Annotated in this window: 19 protein-coding genes, 1 tRNA gene and 3 pseudogenes; 12 read left to right on the forward strand and 11 right to left on the reverse strand. The window is 62.4% G+C overall.

Translation table 11 applies throughout. From position 1 onward, the window contains the following. The first annotated feature begins 281 nt into the window (after nt 1–281). The 6 genes from ACPFMJ_RS15180 (at nt 282) to ACPFMJ_RS15205 (ending at nt 6,125) form a co-directional block, all read left to right on the forward strand. Nucleotides 282–1,229, forward strand: coding sequence for a family 2A encapsulin nanocompartment shell protein (locus ACPFMJ_RS15180; protein ID WP_424360794.1), 948 nt, complete (start codon nt 282–284; stop codon nt 1,227–1,229). Between the two features lie 67 nt (nt 1,230–1,296). Continuing rightward, nucleotides 1,297–3,546 (forward strand): family 2A encapsulin nanocompartment cargo protein cysteine desulfurase, encoded by a 2,250-nt coding sequence (locus tag ACPFMJ_RS15185; protein WP_424360795.1) that lies wholly within the window; start codon nt 1,297–1,299, stop codon nt 3,544–3,546. Between the two features lie 86 nt (nt 3,547–3,632). After that, nucleotides 3,633–4,085, forward strand: coding sequence for an RrF2 family transcriptional regulator (locus tag ACPFMJ_RS15190; RefSeq protein ID WP_424360796.1), 453 nt, complete (start codon nt 3,633–3,635; stop codon nt 4,083–4,085). A 51-nt stretch (nt 4,086–4,136) separates the two neighbouring features. Then, on the forward strand, nt 4,137–5,171 hold the full coding sequence (locus tag ACPFMJ_RS15195; protein ID WP_424360797.1) for a sulfate ABC transporter substrate-binding protein: 1,035 nt from the start codon (nt 4,137–4,139) through the stop codon (nt 5,169–5,171). 26 nt (nt 5,172–5,197) lie between these two features. Further along, the gene (locus tag ACPFMJ_RS15200; protein WP_424360798.1) at nt 5,198–5,449 is read left to right on the forward strand and encodes a hypothetical protein; all 252 of its coding nucleotides are present in this window, start codon (nt 5,198–5,200) and stop codon (nt 5,447–5,449) included. Nucleotides 5,450–5,876: 427 nt separating this feature from the next. After that, nucleotides 5,877–6,125: a hypothetical protein gene (locus tag ACPFMJ_RS15205; protein WP_424360799.1), complete on the forward strand. Its 249-nt coding sequence runs from the start codon at nt 5,877–5,879 to the stop codon at nt 6,123–6,125. Between the two features lie 322 nt (nt 6,126–6,447). On the opposite strand, the gene ACPFMJ_RS15210 is transcribed toward ACPFMJ_RS15205, so the two are convergent. Both ACPFMJ_RS15210 and ACPFMJ_RS15215 read right to left on the reverse strand, forming a co-directional pair. Continuing rightward, a complete protein-coding gene (locus ACPFMJ_RS15210; protein ID WP_424360800.1) occupies nt 6,448–6,687 on the reverse strand; it encodes a helix-turn-helix domain-containing protein in 240 nt (79 codons plus the stop codon). A 246-nt stretch (nt 6,688–6,933) separates the two neighbouring features. Next, complete coding sequence (locus tag ACPFMJ_RS15215) at nt 6,934–8,313, reverse strand: IS1182 family transposase (RefSeq protein WP_424360777.1); 1,380 nt, start codon at nt 8,311–8,313, stop codon at nt 6,934–6,936. A gap of 212 nt (nt 8,314–8,525) precedes the next feature. Here ACPFMJ_RS15215 and ACPFMJ_RS15220 point away from each other — a divergent pair, with 212 nt between their 5' ends. The 3 genes and pseudogenes from ACPFMJ_RS15220 to ACPFMJ_RS15230 all read left to right on the forward strand — a co-directional run bounded on the left by ACPFMJ_RS15220 (nt 8,526) and on the right by ACPFMJ_RS15230 (nt 10,502). Next, nucleotides 8,526–8,765 (forward strand): helix-turn-helix domain-containing protein, encoded by a 240-nt coding sequence (locus ACPFMJ_RS15220; protein WP_424360801.1) that lies wholly within the window; start codon nt 8,526–8,528, stop codon nt 8,763–8,765. 759 nt (nt 8,766–9,524) lie between these two features. Further along, on the forward strand, nt 9,525–9,734 hold the full coding sequence (locus ACPFMJ_RS15225; protein WP_424360802.1) for a cold-shock protein: 210 nt from the start codon (nt 9,525–9,527) through the stop codon (nt 9,732–9,734). 70 nt (nt 9,735–9,804) lie between these two features. Beyond that, nucleotides 9,805–10,502 (forward strand): annotated as a pseudogene (locus ACPFMJ_RS15230) (spermidine synthase). A 481-nt stretch (nt 10,503–10,983) separates the two neighbouring features. Here ACPFMJ_RS15230 and ACPFMJ_RS15235 read toward each other — a convergent pair. Further along, nucleotides 10,984–11,079, reverse strand: a pseudogene (locus ACPFMJ_RS15235) (transcriptional regulator); the annotation flags it as partial. Between the two features lie 251 nt (nt 11,080–11,330). On the opposite strand from ACPFMJ_RS15235, the gene ACPFMJ_RS15240 reads away from it, so the two are divergent. Then, nucleotides 11,331–11,519: a hypothetical protein gene (locus tag ACPFMJ_RS15240; protein ID WP_424360803.1), complete on the forward strand. Its 189-nt coding sequence runs from the start codon at nt 11,331–11,333 to the stop codon at nt 11,517–11,519. 1,600 nt (nt 11,520–13,119) lie between these two features. Here ACPFMJ_RS15240 and ACPFMJ_RS15245 read toward each other — a convergent pair. The 8 genes and pseudogenes from ACPFMJ_RS15245 to ACPFMJ_RS15280 form a co-directional block, all read right to left on the reverse strand. Beyond that, nucleotides 13,120–13,311: a hypothetical protein gene (locus ACPFMJ_RS15245; protein ID WP_424360804.1), complete on the reverse strand. Its 192-nt coding sequence runs from the start codon at nt 13,309–13,311 to the stop codon at nt 13,120–13,122. A gap of 870 nt (nt 13,312–14,181) precedes the next feature. Continuing rightward, a complete protein-coding gene (locus tag ACPFMJ_RS15250; RefSeq protein WP_424360805.1) occupies nt 14,182–14,388 on the reverse strand; it encodes a TOBE domain-containing protein in 207 nt (68 codons plus the stop codon). A gap of 226 nt (nt 14,389–14,614) precedes the next feature. Then, nucleotides 14,615–15,046 (reverse strand): four-helix bundle copper-binding protein, encoded by a 432-nt coding sequence (locus ACPFMJ_RS15255; protein ID WP_424360806.1) that lies wholly within the window; start codon nt 15,044–15,046, stop codon nt 14,615–14,617. A gap of 216 nt (nt 15,047–15,262) precedes the next feature. After that, on the reverse strand, nt 15,263–15,535 hold the full coding sequence (locus ACPFMJ_RS15260) for a general stress protein (RefSeq protein ID WP_424360807.1): 273 nt from the start codon (nt 15,533–15,535) through the stop codon (nt 15,263–15,265). Between the two features lie 514 nt (nt 15,536–16,049). Then, nucleotides 16,050–16,346 (reverse strand): hypothetical protein, encoded by a 297-nt coding sequence (locus ACPFMJ_RS15265; protein WP_424360808.1) that lies wholly within the window; start codon nt 16,344–16,346, stop codon nt 16,050–16,052. 65 nt (nt 16,347–16,411) lie between these two features. Then, nucleotides 16,412–16,633: pseudogene (locus tag ACPFMJ_RS15270) on the reverse strand (integrase); the annotation flags it as partial. Nucleotides 16,634–16,856: 223 nt separating this feature from the next. Beyond that, a tRNA-His gene (locus ACPFMJ_RS15275) sits at nt 16,857–16,933 on the reverse strand. A gap of 99 nt (nt 16,934–17,032) precedes the next feature. Continuing rightward, nucleotides 17,033–17,551 (reverse strand): DUF721 domain-containing protein, encoded by a 519-nt coding sequence (locus tag ACPFMJ_RS15280; protein WP_424360809.1) that lies wholly within the window; start codon nt 17,549–17,551, stop codon nt 17,033–17,035. Between the two features lie 48 nt (nt 17,552–17,599). On the opposite strand from ACPFMJ_RS15280, the gene mutY reads away from it, so the two are divergent. Together mutY and ACPFMJ_RS15290 are read left to right on the forward strand one after the other, a co-directional pair. Beyond that, entirely contained in the window at nt 17,600–18,661 is a 1,062-nt protein-coding gene (gene mutY / locus ACPFMJ_RS15285) for an A/G-specific adenine glycosylase (RefSeq protein ID WP_424360810.1), read from the forward strand. A 21-nt stretch (nt 18,662–18,682) separates the two neighbouring features. Further along, complete coding sequence (locus ACPFMJ_RS15290) at nt 18,683–18,943, forward strand: Imm74 family immunity protein (protein WP_424360811.1); 261 nt, start codon at nt 18,683–18,685, stop codon at nt 18,941–18,943. The last annotated feature ends 65 nt before the right edge of the window (nt 18,944–19,008 follow it).

Here is a 19,008-nt window from a genome sequence, read left to right on the forward strand (position 1 = left end):
AAATGGCAATGTCAAAAATGCGCCGAGCGACGCGGGCGCCGAGGCCTCGGCGACGACTTACCTTTTCACTAGAATTTGGAGACGTATGCATTTTTGCTAGACTATTAAATATTAGGCCCCGCGAATACTTTTTATTCGACTTGAATAAGTAATAGTACTTGTGTAATGACCTTTCTGTCGAAAGCAATTCGTTGGCGGCTCCGCGTATTGGCGCTTGGCTCCGAAGCTCGGTCTCGCGCTGACGGACATCCGGCTCCCGTCGACCTTTCCAGGAAGCTTGCATGACTACAGAACCAGAAGTTCGCCGAACATTGAGCGAAGCGGCGGCGCGTCAGCTCGCCAACGCCACGAAGACGCGCCCGCAATGGTCGGGAATCACGCCGCGCTGGCTCGTGTCCTTCCTGCCGTGGGTGCCCGTCGAGGCAGGCATCTACCGCCTCAATCGCGTCAAGGAAGCGACGGCGCTTAGCGACGCCGACGTGCAATGCAGCCCGGCGCGCGACCGCGACGCCGACCTGCCCGAAACCTTCGTCGACTACGAAGACGCGCCGCGCGAATATTCGATGAATGCGGTGACGACGATCCTCGACGTGCAGACGCGCGTCTCGGACCTCTACAATCACCCCTACGATCAAATTCAGGAGCAGGTTCGCCTCCTCACCGAAAAGGTGAAGGAGCGGCAGGAGGCCGAGCTCATCAACAATGCGGAATATGGCTTCCTCGCCAATGCGCATCCGTCGATGAGGATCAAGACTCGCCTCGGTCCCCCGACGCCGGACGATCTCGACGAACTGATCTCGAAAGTCTGGAAGGAGCCGGCTTTCTTCCTTGCGCATCCGCGCGCCATTGCGGCCTTCGGCCGCGAATGCACGCGCCGCGGCGTGCCGCCGCCAACCGTCACGCTCTTTGGCTCGCCTTTCATCACCTGGCGCGGCCTGCCGCTCGTCCCGAGCGACAAGCTCTATATCGACGAGAACGGCAAGACGAACATCCTGCTGCTGCGCACGGGCGAGAAGAAGCAGGGCGTCATCGGCCTCTTCCAGCCGGGCGTTCCGGGCGAAGTGGCGCCGAGCCTGTCGGTGCGCTTCATGGGCATCAACCGCAAGGCGATCGCGTCCTATCTCATCTCGCTCTACTGCTCGGCCGCCGTGCTGACGCATGACGCGCTCGGCGTGCTCGAGGACGTCGATGTGAGCAAGTTCCACGAATATGGCGACAAGCGCGTCTGATTAAGCAATGGACCGCCGGCGGCCGAAAGCCGCCGGCGTAATCGATCAAGCCGAGGAAGCCGCTTTTATGTCTCCAGTGAAGCCCGCCATTCCAGCTTCCGCCGATCTCCCGCTCGACGCTGTTGCCGTTCAGGACGCGGACCATCATGCCGTGCCCGTTATCGATCCGGACATGATCGCGCGCCTCGCCAACGCCTTTTTCCAGCAGCCGCCCGTGCACCCCGCCGCCGCGTCGCCCTTTGGCCCGCCGGTGTTGACGCCGAGCCCCCCCGACGCCCCGGCGCCCTCGGTCACGACCACAGTGGCGCACCACACGCCCGCTCGCGCGCCTTACGGCCCGCCCGATATTCCCCAGACGACCATTCCATCCGTCGTTCCGACGCCGAACATCCCCGCGCCCGCCGCGCCGACGGGGCTGCAATCGCCGACGCGCCCGCTCGGCCTCGACCACGTCCCGCAACCCGGTGCGTCGCGCGGCAGTTCAGGCCCCTCCGGCGTCCCGTCGGATGTCGATTACAGCCTGATCCCGCGCCTGCTCGCGGCCGATCTGACCCTCGTGCCGTCGAACCACGTCGCGCCGCCCTCGACCATCGGCTTCGGCGAAGCCGGCGTGCCCGGCGGCGGCGCGGCCGCGCCGGCCGATAATCTCTATTTTCTCCATGAGCGCGCGGTCCCCGCGAGCGCGCCCGGCGCACCGGCGCCTTCCTACGCCCCGACCCATACGCCCGCCGTCCCAGCGCAGCCCGAACTCGGCCCCGCCAACATGACCGTATCGGCTCCGAGCGCTCCGGCGCTCGCCGAGGCGACAGCGCCCGCAGCGCCGGAAAGCTTTGCGATCGGCGGTCCGTCCGAGGCCGATCCACACCGCCTCTCCGACGCGGCGTCACTCGCGACGCCGCCTGTCGGTGGCGAGCAGTTTTCGAGCGGCTTCGAGAGCTTCCCAACGCCCGGCCAGTCCGGCCCCGCCGCGAGCGACGCGCTCTATTTCGTCAGCCATGCCGGCGGCCATCCTGGAGTTGCGGCGCCCGCGCCGGCGGAGGCGCCGAAGGGCTACGCGCCCGAACTGGCGCCCAATACGGTCGAAACGCGCCAGGCCTTCGACCCCTATCGCGTGAAGCGCGACTTTCCAATCCTGCAGCAGCAGGTCCATGGCAAGCCGCTCATCTGGCTCGACAACGCCGCGACGACTCAGAAACCGCAATCGGTCATCGACCGGCTGACCCATTTCTACGAATATGAAAACTCCAACATCCACCGCGCGGCCCACGCCCTCGCCGCGCGTTCGACCGACGCCTATGAAGCGGCGCGCGAAAAGGCGCGGCGCTTCCTGAAGGCGCCCAGCGTCAAGGACATCGTCTTTGTCCGTGGCGCGACGGAAGGGATCAATCTCGTCGCGCAGGCCTGGGGCCGGCGCAATGTCCGGGAAGGGGACGAGATCGTCGTCTCCTGGCTGGAGCACCACGCCAATATCGTGCCCTGGCAGATGCTCTGCGCCGCGAAAGGCGCGCGTCTGCGCGTCGCGCCGGTGGACGATCGCGGCCAGCTCATTCTCGAAGAATATGAGAAGCTCCTGAATCCGAAGACCCGCATCGTCGCGATGACGCAGGTCTCGAACGCGCTCGGCACGGTGACGCCGGTGCGCGAGATAACGGCGATGGCGCATCGCCACGGCGCGCGCGTGCTGATCGACGGCGCGCAATCCGTCTCGCACATGCCGGTCGACGTGCAGTCGATCGACTGCGACTTCTTCATCTTCTCGGGCCACAAGGTTTTCGGCCCCACGGGCATCGGCGTCGTCTACGGCAAGGACGAGGCGCTCGAGCACATGCCGCCCTGGCAGGGCGGCGGCAACATGATCGCCGACGTCACCTTCGAGAAGACGATCTATCCAGGGACCGCCGGAGCGCTTCGAAGCCGGCACCGGGAATATCGCCGACGCCGTGGGCTGGGCGCGGCGATCGATTATGTCGAGAGCATCGGCATGGAGGTCATCGCGCGCTACGAGCACGACCTCCTCGTCTACGCCACCGAGAAGATGCGGATGGTGCCGGGCCTGACCTTCATCGGCGCGGCGGCCGAAAAGGCGTCGGTCTTGTCCTTCGTCCTCGACGGCCACAGCCCGATGGATGTCGGCAAGGCGCTCGACCGCGAGGGCATCGCCGTGCGCGCCGGCCATCACTGCGCCCAACCCATCCTCCGCCGCTTCGGCCTCGAAGCCACGGTGCGTCCGTCGCTCGCCTTCTACAACACATGCGCCGACGTCGACGCGCTGGTGGCGGCGCTGCTGAAGCTCCAGGCCGGCAGAGGAGGCATCTAATATCACCATAGTCTATAGACTCACTTGACTATTTGGCGTCTCCCGGTATAGAAGCGTGGACATTCCATTTGAGGGAACCAGTCCGCGTGCTCACCAAAAAAGGGAAATACGGCCTCAAGGCCATGGTGCATCTGGCTCAGGCGACGCCAGGTCGGCCGATTCCCGTGTGGGAGATTTCCGAGAAACAGAGCATCCCCAAAAAGTTTCTCGACGCCATCCTTTGCGAGCTGCGTAATTCAGGCTTCGTCCATTCCAAGATGGGCAAGGGCGGCGGCTATATTCTGGCGCGGCCAGCCGCTGAGATCACCGTCGGCGAGCTTGTTCGCGCCATCGACGGCCCGCTCGCGCCCGTTCATTGCGCAAGCAAGACGCGCTACCGCCGCTGCGACGACTGCTTCGACGAGAATACATGCGCCGTCCGCCGCATCATGCAGCGGGCGCAACAGGCGCTTTCCGAGGTTCTGGACAACTGCTCGCTTCAGGACATGCGCGACCGCGCAAGGCAGCAAGCCGCAGAGGTCCTCTTCTACGACATCTAGGCTGGACCGAAAACCGAAGGCCTTCTTCAGCTCCAGAAAGGAACGCGGCAAATGAAGCGGGGTAATCGCATGATTAAAAAGGCGCTCGAGCATGGGGCGCTCGCCGCCATCCTCTCGGCCCTGGCGTTCGCGTCGGGGCCCGTTTCGGCCGGGCAATCTCTCTTGAACGTCTCCTACGACCCGACCCGCGAACTCTACAAGGCGGTGAACAAATCTTTCGCCGCCGAATGGAAAAAGAAGACTGGCGAGGATGTAGATCTCCAGGCCTCGCATGGCGGCTCTGGCGCGCAGGCGCGCGCCGTCATCGAAGGTCTGCCGGCGGATATCGTCACCCTCGCGCTCGCCAACGATATCGACGCCATTGCGGCGAAGACGGGAAAGATTCCGGCCGACTGGCAGAAGCGTCTGCCAAACAACTCCTCGCCCTATACGTCGACGATCGTGATCGTGGTCCGCAAAGGCAACCCAAAGGGCGTCAAGGACTGGGGCGACCTCGCCAGGCCCGACGTCGGCGTTGTGACGCCCAATCCGAAGACGGGTGGCGGCGCGCGCTGGAATTTCCTAGCGGCATGGGCCTGGGGCCTGAAGAACTTCAAGGGCGACGAGGTGAAGACGCAGGATTTCGTCAAGGCCATCTACGCCAATGTTCCGGTGATGGACACGGGCGCGCGCGGCTCGACAGTCACCTTCGCCCAGCGCGGCATCGGAGACGCGCTCATCACCTGGGAGAATGAGGCCTTCCTAGCTCTACAGGAGTTCGGCGCCGATAAATTCGAGATCGTCACGCCATCGGTCTCCATCCTTGCCGAACCGGCCGTCGCGCTAGTCGATGGAAATGTCGACGCAAAGGGGACGCGCAAGCTCGCCGAGACTTATCTCGCTTATCTCTTCGAACCCGAAACGCAGGCGCTTGTGGCGAAATACGGCTATCGCCCCGCCTTTCCCGAGCGCGCCGCGAAAGAAGACCTGAAGCGATTCACGAAGACCGATCTCGTCACGATCGACAAGACCTTTGGCGGCTGGCCGGCGGCGCAGAAGAAGTTCTTCGCGGACGGCGGGATATTCGACGCTATCCAAAAGAAGTGAACCGAAGCGTCTGGGAGGGAGCGGGCATGACAAAGGTTCGGCTTCTAATAGCCCAGCAGACCGTCTTTGCAGCGGCTCTCGCACAGGCGATTTATTGGTTCTGCACCGTCGGCCTTCTGGGCTTTGGGCTTCTACCGTTAGACCTCATCTTCCTATGGATGGTCCTCCCAGCCCTGATTCTAAGCGCTATAGGCGTAGGCACACCTATGGGCGCCGGCTTTGCGACCGGCGCCTTTGTTCTGAACGTGTTCCTTTTGGCGCTGCTTGCCGCGTCATGATCCACGATCACTGCAGGGTGTCGTCGGAGACGCCGCCGCCTCTAGACGTGCGATCACCATGCCTCACCCCCACAGCCTCGCAGGCAAGGTTAGCTCCACGCTCGTCCATGTCTGTTCAAGCCTCTCCACGTCCGTTCAAGACCGCCCCTCCCCGCATTTTCCTGCCTTCCCGCGCACCCGTTGCACCCCTTTGCAGCCTTGTGAATGCCCTCAACACCCTGCACCCGCGCTTGTGGATCTGGGGGTCCCCCGTTCGAGCCGGGGTGGCGGCACCATTCTTTCCTACAATTTTCGGTAGACAGACGTGCACGGGCTCGCATCCGCGTGCAACCGGGAGGCGTAGGCGCGGGCGTCGGCGGACGAGGTCCGAGCGGGAGCGGAGCCGCGTGGTTACCGCTCGGTTACAAGTTCGGAAAACGACCGCTCGGTGCCCGAGTTCGAGGAGGTTGGGCCCCCAGATGACTACCAGCCCGACGGAATGCTCGCCCGCCAAATCGAGCTCGTGAAGGGCAAGCCGTTCGACATCAAACGGGCGATCCGGGAGGAGTGGAAGGCTCGCGAGCAAAGAGGGCGCTGGGTAGCGGGCAATCGCCATGAGGAGATGTGCGAGGCGTGCGCCGCGCTAGAGGACGATGGGAAGTGCGCGTCGGGCCTTGAGCTCCTGGGCGCGCGCTGATACCGCTCGACTGGCCAACGCGAGAAGACCACTAAACATCTACCGCTCCGAAGAATCTCCCGATTCTCCGGCGGCTGGATCAAACTTACACAGCCAGTTGGCAGACCCCACCAAAATTCACTTTGAGCAAAAGCAGCAATCTACAGAAAGCTGCCCACACGCTCGCAGGGCCCTTCCGCTCACACATGAACCAACCCGCTATCCCTGGCCCGCCCAGCAGCCAGAGGCCACTCATCGCCCGTCTCCGCCCCACGACGACGCCGGCGAATGGCAGGTTACGCCCCGTCTCGCCCGGTGATGCGAAGACACGTTCACCACCGTTTCAGAGGGACACCGCCTCCGCCTGCTTCAGCAATTCGTAGGGATCCACGCCGATCGCGCGAGCGAGTGCGATGTACTCGCTTGGATCGAGCAGTCGCTCTCCCTCTTCGTAGCTCGAGACGAACGCCTCGCTCTGCCCGAACCAGGCGGCAAGGGCTTCTTGCGTACGGCCCGCCTTTTGTCGCGCCTCAACGAGCAAGGCGAGAGCGGTCTGATAAAGCTCCGGGTAGAATGAGGCCATCGAGTCGTTCCTTCCTGTTACAAAAACGGGAAGGAAAACACGGAGAGGCACGGCGCATAAGTTGCCGACCGCGTACGAAGGCTCCCAGGGACCGCCTCACCGGGGGAGCGCTTCTCTTCCGCTATGCGCCGATTTCGTTGAAAAAGTCTGCGACGGAGAGTTTTTGGTCTCCGTCGCAGCCGTTTTTGAGATTTCAAGCGGTAAGCTCTTCGCGGCGGCGGCGCCTAGGGCGCCATCGTGGGCGGCTTATGCCGCCATTACGAGCCCCGCCGGTCGCAGTCGGGCGAGCCGTCGTAGGTTTTGCGCGGTCGCGGCGAGCAGAAACTCGTCCTTGGCTCCACATGGGCCACGCAGTCGCAGGCGCCCAAGCCGCAATATGCGTTTGAGATGGGCAAACAACATCTCGACCTTCTTTCGTCTCCGACAGGCCGCTTCAAATTCGGGCGTCCCAGCAAGCGCTCGCGCAACGTCGCGGGAATCTTCGTCCAGATCGCGCGGAATCTTCCGCGCCACTGCATTCGGGCAGCACCTCGCTTTGAGCTCGCAGATGTCGCAATCCTTCTTGCTGGCGCGGTAACGGCGCGTGCCGTCCGCCCCAACGCCGGTGCGTGGCGCGGCGTAGGTGCGCCGGAACTGGACCAACTCTTTACCCGCCGGACAGATATAGCGGTCGGCCTCGGGTTCGAAGGTGAAGTCCGAACGCGAGAACGTGCCGTCGGTTCGCGCCGACTTGTCGAACACGGGGATGTGTGGCGTGATCTGCTTCTGTTTGACGAGCCAAGCGAGATTCTCCGCCGAACCATATGCGGTGTCGGCGACGAGATAATCCGGCTTCAGGCCGAAGCGCTCTTCCGTGCGCTCCAGCATCGTTCTCGCAGCGCCCACCTCGGCCTGCCGAATGGCGCGCGTCGCTTCGACGTCAATGATCACTCCATGATCCGTGTCGATCAGATAATTGGTCGCGTAGGCGAAGAAGGCATGGCCCTTGTGTGCGCCGGTCCATTGCGCCGCGGGGTCCGAGCGCGCGATGAACTTCGGCGTCACCGGCGAAGCCGCACCGAACGCGGCGTCATCGAGCGTTGCAAGATATTCGCGCGCCGCGCGACACGCGCCATCTTTGATGTCGCCTGGATGCCAGTCGCGGCTCGGAGCCGAGCGCTGCTTGTTGGCGTCGGCAGCGATCAGGCTTGCATCGACGGCAAAGCCTTCGGCTGCGACAAGGCCTTCGGCCATGCAGCGCTCAACGATGCTTTCGAAGAGCTGGCGCAAAATGTCGCTCTCGCGAAAGCGACCATGCCGGTTCTTGGAAAAGGTCGAATGATCTGGGACCTTGCCGTCCAGCCCCAGGCGGCAGAACCAGCGATAGGCGAGATTGAGATGCACTTCCTCGCACAGGCGGCGTTCCGAGCGAATGCCCAGGCAGTAGCCGACAAGAAGCATGCGGATCATCAGTTCCGGATCCACCGAAGGGCGGCCGGTGCTGCTGTAGAAGGGCTTTAGCGCGGCGCGAAGCCCTTCGAGATCGAGATGCCGGTCGATCCCGCGCAACTGATGGTCCATCGGCACATGATCGTCGAGGCAGAAGTCATAGAATAACCGAGCGGCTGTGGCCTGTGTCCCCATCATCGCCGCGTCTCCTGCAAATCAGCGGGGAAAAGTGAATCACGCGCCCTGGCGCCCGGCAACAACAGAGTTTTTCAACACAATCGGCGCATAGCAGACGATAAGCGCTCCCTCGGTTAGGCGGTCCCTGGGAGCCTTCGTACGCGGTCGGCGACTTATGCGCCGTGCCTCTCCGTGTTTTCCTTCCCGTTTTTGTAACAGGAAGGAACGACTCGATGGCCTCATTCTACCCGGAGCTTTATCAGACCGCTCTCGCCTTGCTCGTTGAGGCGCGACAAAAGGCGGGCCTTACGCAAGAAGCCCTCGCCGCCTGGTTCGGGCAGAGCGAGGCGTTCGTCTCGAGCTACGAAGAGGGAGAGCGACTGCTCGACCCGAGCGAGTTCATTGCGATAGCTCGAGCAATCGGTGTCGACCCGTATGAATTTCTCAAGCAGGCGGAGGCTGCGTCGCTGTGAAACGGTGGTGAACGCGTCTTCGCATCACCGAGACGGGGCGTAACTAGCCATTCGCCGGCGTCGTCGTGGGGCGGAGACGGGCGAGGAGTGGCCTCTGGCTGCTGGGCGGGGCCAGGATAGCGGATGCTTGGCATACGCCATATTCGCACGCGGCTTACACGCCAAAAACGAACGGCAAGGCCGAGCGCTTCATCCAGAGCGCTTGAGGTTCGCGAATCGCCATGCCTCGCGGCCAGGAGTGCGGCACTGGACGCGCCACACCTGCGAAAAAAGGACCGGACGATCGGACGGAACGGACGCACGCAGAGCATGTGGGGGAGAGGGGAGGGGGGGGCCTGCGGCGCAGATATCCCCCCTCTATCCCTATCTCTTCAGTGTCCGTTCCGTCCGATCGTTCCCTATGCGGCCCCAGCCAATTGCATGGACTTCTTCGATAACGGATCTGCCCGAAGGCGATCCGTTAGCCGAGGCGATGCCTGACGCGTGCTAGTTCTACTCTGAATGGCAAGGGCTCGCCGAAAGCGCTTTTGGCACGAAGCGGCCGAGATTGGCCTCTCGTCGAGGCGTTGATAGGCCGCGGCGAGGGCCAGCCTGCCCAAACGTTGCATTTCACCGGCTCGGAACATAGACACGACCAATCGATTGTCGGCCTGACGACTTGGCCCGGCTTCACTTGTGAAGCCCGCTGACGACCTCTTTCCCCAATATCGATCGAATTGGTCCGACGTATCCGGACCTACCATGCTTGGAGACAGAGACATGGCCACCGGGACGGTGAAGTGGTTCAACGCGCAAAAAGGCTTTGGTTTCATTCAGCCAGACGATGGCGGCGCTGACGTTTTCGTGCACATCAGCGCCGTCGAACGCGCGGGCATGAATGACCTCCGCGAGGGACAGAAACTGAGCTACGAAATCGTGCAGGACCGCCGCTCGGGCAAGAGTTCCGCGGATCACCTGAAAGCGATCTGACGACGCTTTGCCCGTGCGGTTCAAAGCCGCCGGTCCTCTCGGCGGCTTTTTTTATGTAGATGAGGCGCGTGTGGTTCCCTGGTCCCTAATCGACACGGCTCAGATACCTGGCGGCGAGGGCGCGCGGCGGCTCATGCGACGAGGAGCCGAGTTCTCGATCATGCTGGGCCAGAATGAACTGATGAACAGCCGCCTCAGCGGATCCGAGCAGGCGCTCGCCACGCTCTCATGCGAGAGAATTCAGACCCGCCCGGAGCCGCGCATCCTTATCGGCGGGCTTGGGATGGGTTTTACTTTGCGCGCCGTCCTCGCGGTTCTGAATACAAAGGCCCGCGTCGTCGTCGCGGAGCTCGTTCCCGCGGTGGTGGCGTGGGCGCGCGGGCCAATGGCCGAATTGCACGGGACAAGTTTAACGGATCCGCGCGTCTCGATCGAGGAAACGGATGTGGGCCGGCTCATCCGGTCGGCGCGCGCCTCCTATGACGCAATCTTGCTCGACGTCGATAACGGCCCCGAAGGGCTAACGCGCGACGCCAATGACAGCCTGTATAACATGGCAGGATTGACGGCCGCTCGTAACGCATTGCGTCCCGGCGGCGTTTTGGCTGTCTGGTCGTCTGGGCCGGATCACCGCTTCACGCAACGCTGCAAAGGGCCGGCTTCGACGTCGAGGAGGTCAAGGTGCGCGCCAATGGCAAGGGAGGCGGAGCCCGGCACGTCGTCTGGATCGCGACGCGTGTGGAGAGCGGAAAGGGTCCGCAGGCCTGATATGCCTCTCTTCAACGTCACTGCTTCTTTTGTTGCCCGGGATCCCGCCGAGCGAATACGCTTTGCGGGCAGTCAGTTCGACAGCTTGAAAGGTCCTTGCCTTCACGGCCGACCCCCAGCGTGCTGGCGAGTGATATGGAAATGGGGCTTCAGAGCTCCCGCAGGGGCGCCGAGATTAGGGCAACGACACGAGCAACACCGTTACGCCCGCAAGAGCGAATAACACAGCAATCATCGGCAAATAGTTTTGCATCTGTGGAATTATAGGCGCCAAAAATCTCGTTTCGTTCTCTCCGCCGTTTCTCAACCGTGTTTGCTCGAAGCCGGCGCCTTCTTCAGCCGCACGCCTACGCCGCCGCCGTTCTCGGGGATGAACTCGACGCCCGCTAATGCGGCAACCGAGCGCAGGGCAGTTTGACACATAGGAAAATCGATCTGCGCCCGATACTTAAGCGGCGACGACAATCCTCCCTGGAAGAACTCAGCCCGGCTCCGTGCCGGGCTTTTTCTTTAGCCGCACGCCAGGACCTTCCCCGTTTTCGTCGATAGAGATGACGCCAGCGGCTTCGAGGGCGGATCCTGAGCGGCTGGTCGAGGCCGTGCGCGCCTTCGCCAGCGATCGGGTGGCCGCAACCCCGCCTGCGCAGGTCTGGATCACCAGCGGTTCCCCGGAGTGGGCGGTATGGCGCGAACATTGGCTGCGCACAAAAGGCAAATCCCCGCCGATCGACCGCAACGGCGGCTGGCGCTTTCCGTCAGGCACGCGCCGCCATCGAAGCGCTTCTGGACGCTGACGAGGTCTTCAAGAACGAGCGCCCGGTTCTGCGGATGATCCTCAACGACGCTTTGCGCCGGCTGCTCCTGGATGATGACGTCTTCCGCGTTCTGTTCGTCAGTGATGGCGACGACGCGCATTGTCTGGCGCTGGGAACGGTAAACTCGATCGCGCGCAAGGTCGCGCTCGCAACAATCGACGCCCATATCGAGCCGGCAGAAGCAGATGGGGCGGAGCTATGACGCGCAGCTACGACTGCGCGGCCGTCATGCGCGACGCGCACAAGAGGTTTAGGGACGGCAAGCGGCTGGGGCTCGGTTGGACGTTCGGCCGTTGCTTGTCGACGGCGTGGGCGACGGCGAAAATGCCGCGGCACGCTGTGAGACAAAATCACATGCCGCGACTGCCCCGCGAGATTAGAGAGATTGATTATGGACACTCCAATTTTCGAAGCGCTCGACGAGTGGACCCGTTTGGAGTCTGCGCACCATCGGGCTGAAGCGGCTTTGCCCACCGTTCGTGCGAAGGCGCTCGAAATATTGGCAATGCACCCTCGAACGCGAGAGGGTGCGTTTGTCCATTTGCGCTTCTGTGCGACTTTCTTGGAATGGGACGGCGCCAAGGCATGCCCTGCCTCTGACGCGATCCGGAATGCCGCCGGCTTCCTTTGGTCTTGCCCCAGTATGACCGCCTCCTAACGGCTACCGTAGACGCGCTTGATCTGGATATCCGAGCGGTGGGGTCGGTAGATGCGACGGCGGGGGAAATGACTCCGAAAGGGGGCAAAAGGCCGCCCCGCCTAAGCAATTAGATTGGAAAGAGCGCGGACGCTCGGAAAGCCTAAAACGAACAGGAGAAACGGTCGAGCCCATTCCCCTTTAAGGCAGGCCGACCGTGAGTCTCGTCTGCAGGGGCCTGCAAACCGCGCGTGGTGTTCTTGTGGGCGCCATTTTGCGCGCCGGCAGTATACGGAGCGGGACACTAGTCAACCATTGTGGAAGTTGCTTAGCGGGCTATCGTCCCGGCCACGGCGTGCTGGCTCCCATGCCTCTCGACCGAATGAGCCGCAGCGAAGCTGCGTCGGGGCATGGCGGCATGGCGCCCGGTATTGAAACCGGACTCAATTGGCGCTAAAGGGCGCGTTGTCAGAGAGCCGAATGCGCCAAGACAAAAAGAGCGTAACGGCGGAATTGGGAGAACAACTCAGTCTTTGCTCTGACAGACGCCCGCACTCCTAACAGAGGCGGGCGTCTTTGTTTCTAGCGCCAGGGCCACGGCGCCGGCGCGACCGACATGACTTCACATTTTCCGGCGCGCGAGCCGTATGTTGCTAAGTCCACGAATCCACTTGATTATTTCGATGGCCCCAATTTAGCCTGGCGGGGCGTTGTTTTCCCGCCTGTGCTCAAGGGGCCGGGAAGGATGACGGGAGGGCGGGCTACCAGCTCTTCTCCAAGCGGGCTTGTCGCCTCTCTATAAGACGGCCTGGGCGCTCTGCCTCGCGCTCAGGCCGCCCCACTTATGCAAGTAGAGTGGACAGAGCGCCGACGATCACAAAGCCTAAAATGTATGGGAGCAATTCCAGCGTCTGCATTGCAGCCTCCCTTTTCGCTTCTTGGATGGGCGACTTGGGGCAACGTTCGGAACAAGATTCAGTTCCGCCCGTTTGTGTCCAGACACAGAAACGCCCCGACGTGGATGTACCGGCGCGGCGTTTTTGCTTTGCTTCCGTCGACGGAACAGGGCGCTTCAAAATTTCGCGTCTGATTGAGGCGCCCAAGGCGCTAGTTGTGTAACTGCGCGAGCGTAGGCATTCCTAGCGCAGCATCGAACGTTGCAGCGTCAATCTATGTCAGCGTTGGCGTCTTTCTTCGGCTTCTTTTTCTTCAGGACGATCGTGATCTTATCGCCGTCCTTGGATGTTTCGAGGGACTTCAGGAGGCTTTGCCCCAAGTCAATATTTCCGCCGACTTTGGTGAACCACTCGTGCAAGCGAATAACGTCCTGCGTTTCATCGGGTTGCTTACTGGCCATATTAGGATCTCCGTCCTGTGGCTCCTGATAAGGAGGACTGACAGTAACGCCCGATTGTAAAGGGCGGCATTCCATGTTTATCGGCACTCCTCGGAGTAAGAGGCCGACTTGATAGATGTGGGGGATTGCGCTAGCGTCGACATTCGGTCGAGTTATTGCAAGGAATGCTGCGCGTCTCAAAGTCCCCCAAGTTGTCTCGGGATATTCTTGTTTTAAACACTCAATAAGTTTCTCCCCGTGCGATCCTGCGCACGCATGCCTGATGAAGCAGGCGGCAAGCAGCCTGTGGTCAGTTTCGAACATCTAGCCGTCTTTCGAGACGTAAGACCTGATCTCGCGCCACCTCGCAAATCATGCCACCCTCTTGACTTCGGATGATGCATCCATCCGCCATTTGTCCGCCGAAATGCACGTTATCGATGGCTCCTCGCGCATATAACTGCGCGTGATCGATTGTCTTGATTTGTCGCTTTTCGATTGCGAGCGTGACACTGCTTTCGTCGTCAAGACGAAAAAATTCAAGGATGATTACCAACCGCCTCCTTCACCTAAGGACCGTAGCAAGTCGCTTAGTGGCATTGGAGTGACTATTCGCCGCATGATGGCTCAAAACAAAAAGAGGGAGCGCGGGCTCTAGCCGATAAACCGGCGCACCCACGCTCCCGCCTCGAAATGCCTGTACGTAACGACCTAACGCTTAGACAACGATTGCCACAAGTTGATGACTTGCCCCAATCTCAGGCGCGGGGTCGCGCCGGACGCCTGAAAGCAGAACGCCCCGACCGTGGATGTATCGGCGGGGCGTTTTTGCTGACGATAGGCCTGCTTTATGGTGCAGTCTCACCGGCACACGCTCAGAGGGCTTTTTCGTTAGTCGACGGCTACCATCACGTCAGACGATTTGATCACGACTTTTACTCTTCCGCCCACCTGGAGGCCAAGCTCCTTGACCGACTCATTCGTGATGGACGCGGTCAGGGTCTGACCATTGACGTCGACCAAGACGTGCGCGGTCGTCGCTCCCTCTTTGATTTCCTTGACGGCGCCCTCAAGAACATTGCGCGCGGAAATTTTCATTTTTTCTTAGCCTCTCACTGGATGCATTAGATTGGACAAAAATCCAACGGAGTGGTGCTATCGGTTTGAGGTGAACCTAGCAATATGTTGATTTGACGCAGCTATCCCACTCGCCACATGCTGGGACCAGTCGGGCCAACGTCGAACGGCCTTGCCTTTACCTGAAACGCCTCGACGTGGATGTACCGGCGGGGCATTTTTTGTTTTGTTTTGAGATCAGACGGGATTAAACCGCGACCTTATGGCATTCGTCGGCGCAGGCCTTGCACGCCGCGCCCATGGCGTTGCACTCGGCAACGTCGGGGAACTTGTCGCACTCTTTCTTACAAGCCTCGCAAATGGTCGCCACGGTCTTGGCCATCGCGGGCGTAAAGGTCGAATTTGTCGCCGACAGGCTCTCCAGCGCCGCGCAAGCGGCAATCGTGTCGTAGGTCGCCTTCGTGCATTCAGCCATGCTGGAGTCGCCCATCGACAGCATGCCAAAGCAATGGCGGAGGCAGTTGCTGCCTTCCAGGACGCACTTGGCCGCCGCGTCGGACAACCCCTTGTACTGCGCCGGATGGTGGTGAGCGACTTTCTTTTCTTCGGCGAACGCCGAGGATACGGACGCGGCCGCGGCGACTGCGCCAAGCGTAGCAATAAAATCACGACGTTCCATAGTTAAGTCTCCTAGTGATAGATGCGACGCGCATTTTCATGAAAGCGAACGTTAGTTAACATGCATAAGACGCTTTACAATTTTCGGACCTGGGCGCGCACGGCGGCGCCGACTTGATCAGGATGGCTCTCGCTGGAACTGGCCAGCGACCTACCGCCCCATTCCTCGTGGGATCGAGCAGGTGTGATAGTGCGGCAAGGGCAGGGGGCCCGCCGGTTACCCTTCCGCCTTTCGACGATTCTCACGCGGAGCTTTCCCGCCCTTCGCGCCAGCTTGGGACGCGAGGGCGCGGTCTACTGAAAACGAGCGCTTGCCCGGTTTCAACGATTTCCCGCCTTTCCTACCAGCCTTTGAAGCCAATGCGGGATCCTGAGAAAAGCTGCGTTTATCGGATGGCACGCTTTTGCCGCCCTTGGTTGCAATCTCCCGGCGCCTCTCAGGAGACATGGAGGCGAAGCCGCGCGTGCTTTTTTTGGGTTCTTCCATCATCCGCCGTCCCGATTAACCCCTTATCGACACAGCTAAATTCGTGGTTGCGATTCGGGCAAGCGTGACCGTTTGTGTATCGCCGGTGTGACCAAACCGGCAGGCCCAACGTGTCGACGCGCGATGGGTGGGCGGCCCGAGCGCTAGGAGGGGCGCAGACGCTCGGGCCTACTACGCTGACGAGGAAAAGGTTGGGGGGGCGTCAGCGCGCCCGTCCTGTTAGCTCGCCGGGTTCATTGAGTCTGTGCCGATCGGGACAATGCTTTCGTCCCGCGCCCCAATGTCGCAGCCCTACACCGTCCCGCCGCGGTCGGGTGAAGTTGCGACTATGCTCTGCATGTTCTCGAGATCCATCGACGGGCCAGTGTAGCGGGTTGGGGCGGACCCATCCGGCGAGCGCAGGGTTTAGCCGGCGGCAAGCCAAAGCGCGATGATAAACACCCCGACGAGAACGGAGAGCATGATGGCGTAAGAGATTTCGTGTCGGATGAACATGCCGCCGCACGCATTGGGTAAGTCAGCTGGCGTTGGGGAACGCCGAGTCGAAACACTTCAGAACGTCAGCAAGGTCCGAGGCGTATTGTTTTGCGCCCATCTCGGACAATCGGCGGATATCGTCCCGGATCAAGCGCCGCACGTTTGCAGCCCCGAGCTTGCGATTCAGCAAATACGTCGTCAGCAATTGGCCACGCCGGCCGGACATGGCCTCGCTACAGGAAAGAGAAACGTTTTTGTAATCTGGCAACTTTCGGCCTTTCGTTGGTTGGGGGAAGGTGGCTTCCGATAGACTAAATGGCGAGTAGGATTTTTTCATGTCCCCCATGTGTCACGGGGCTAACTTGATAGATGAGATAGGGCGCGCGACGCCAAGATCGGCGCTCAGTCCTGCTTTGCCTGCCCGACGCAATACACCGCCCACGCCCCCATGAGCTCGCGCCGCTTCTCGAACAGATCGCCGTGCCTATAGGCCGCTTCGACGGCATTACCCACGAGATGGGCGAGCGCCATCTCAACCACGTTGTTCGGGAAGTCCGTCGTCTCGGCGGCCCAGTCGCGGAACGCGGATCGGAAGCCGTGGCCGGTTCTTCCCTTGCGGCTCAAAAACAAATCCTACGATAAGATCGCTGGAAGAATAGTAATGGCCGAGCTATGCCCCTTGGCCTGCGCTCGTCGGACACTCCTCAGAGCGAACTTGTAACCGAGCGGTAACCACGCGGCTCCGCTCCCGCTTCGAATCAGTCGGACGACGCTCGCGGCCACGTCTCCCGGTTGCACGCGGATGCGCGCCCGTGCACGTCTGTCTACCGAAAATTGCAGGAGAGAATGGTACCGCCACCCCGGCTCGAACGGGGGACCCCCAGATCCACAATCTGGTGCTCTAACCAACTGAGCTATGGCGGCCCGAAGCGGCGCGAACCTATTCGCAAGCGCATTGGATTGCAAGCGTTCCTGTGCGCGCGCGCGAAAGTCGCGGGGCGGGGCGGCGAAACGCCCGGCGGATCAGGCTTTCCGTCGCGCCGCCAAGGCTTTCTCCCCCAGCCGCACCAGCGCCGCGCGCAGGGCTTCTTCGTCCACGCCCTCGGTCGCGGCCTCGGCTTTCGCGTGCGCCGCCGGGTCGGGGGGAGCGGGGCGGGGGCGCTTTTTTTCGGCGCGCGGGGCGAGCGCCTGCTGGCGGAGCGTCACGCGGGCGACGCAGCGCCAGCCCAGATGCGCGTTGACCCTGTCGATGATGGCCGGGGCCATGTGCTGGATGTCGAGCCCGAAGCCCGGCTCCACGCGCAGGATGAGCGTCGCCGGCTCCTGCGGCTTGTCGGGCGCGGGCTTGCGGGCGCGGGCGGGCCATTGCAGGCGTTCGGGGGCGCAAATGTCGGCGACCCGGGCGCCGACGATCTCGCGCCACTGCATGAGCAGCGACGCCTCGCCGAAGCCCTGCTTCGCGACGAGCGGATCGATTTCCCGCAGAACATATTCTGCGAGCGGGCGGGCGAAGACGCCCTTGACGCGCGGCGCGACGCTCATGCGGCTCTCCCTTGCCCGGGCGCCGGCGCGCGCCCTAATGATGGGCCGATGATAAAGCCCCCCGCAAAGCGGCGAAAGCCCGGGCCCGCCCTTCTCGCCTGGTACGACGCGAATCGGCGCGACCTCCCCTGGCGCGCGCAGCCGGGCGAGCGGGCGGACCCTTACGCCGTGTGGCTCTCCGAGATCATGCTGCAACAGACCACCGTCGTGACGGTGAAGGGCTATTTCGAGAATTTTCTGTCGCGCTGGCCCACGGTCGAAGCGCTCGCCGCCGCGCCGCTCGAGGAGGTTCTGGCCGCCTGGGCCGGGCTCGGCTATTACGCCCGCGCCCGCAATCTCCACGCCTGCGCGCGCAAGGTGGCGAACGAGCATGGCGGCGCTTTTCCGGACAGCGAGGCGGCGCTGCTCGCCCTGCCGGGCGTCGGCCCCTACACGGCGGCGGCGGTCGCTTCCATCGCTTTTGACAAGCCCTGCGCCGCCGTCGACGGCAATGTCGAGCGCGTCATTACGCGGCTATACGCCATCGAGACGCCGGCGCGGCAGGCGAAGCCCCTCATTCGGGAGAAGGTCGAGGCGCTCCTGCCGCCCGCCCGCGCGGGGGATTTCGCGCAGGGGCTGATGGATCTCGGCGCGACGGTCTGCACGCCGCGCGCGCCCAATTGCGGCGCCTGTCCCTGGGGCGCCGATTGCGCCGCCTTCGCGGCCCGCGCGCAGGAGGCCTATCCTGTTAAGGAGAAAAAGGCCGAAAAGCCCAAGCGGCGCGGCGCGATCTTTATCTTGAGGCGCGGGGAAGAAACGCTCTTGAGCCGGCGCCCGGAAAAGGGCCTCTTCGGCGGCATGAGCGCCTTTCCCGCGACCCCCTTCACGCAGGACGTCGCGCCGGAGGAGCAACTGGATCATGCGCCCTGCAAGGCGGAATGGCGGGCGCTGCCGGAGCCCGTGGCGCATGTCTTCACCCATTTCGCGCTCACGGCCACGGTCTTTGTCGGGCAGGCGAAGGAGGCGCCGCCGCTTGGCGCCAATTGCCGCTGGGCGGCGCGGCGCAATCTGGATAGAGAAGGGCTGCCCACCCTCATGCGCAAGGCCGCCTTGCTGGCTGGGCTCATCTGACGATCGGCGAAGGGGGCGACCATGGCGCGGGCGAAGATCAAGGTCGAGATGACGGAAGGCGCGATCCGCGTGCATCAGGACGGACGCACGCTGACGATCCACGCCGAGGCCCCCGACGCGGAGTCGGGCGAGGAGACGGATTTCGTCGTTCGGCTCGACGAGATCGACGCCTGGGACGCGCCCGATCAGGACAAGGAAATCGAGATCGAGGATCTGCAGCGCATTCTCGACGCTGTGGAGAAAGAGCTGGCCAAGCACGGGCTGACGGTGGATTTCGATTGAGGCGGCTCTGGATCGCTTCGTCGCTTTGCTCCTCGCGATGACGATGTCGGCGCCTGGGAGGGGCG

It is taken from the genome of Methylocystis parvus, assembly GCF_049675845.1.
GTDB classification, from domain to species: Bacteria; Pseudomonadota; Alphaproteobacteria; order Rhizobiales; family Beijerinckiaceae; genus Methylocystis; species Methylocystis parvus_A.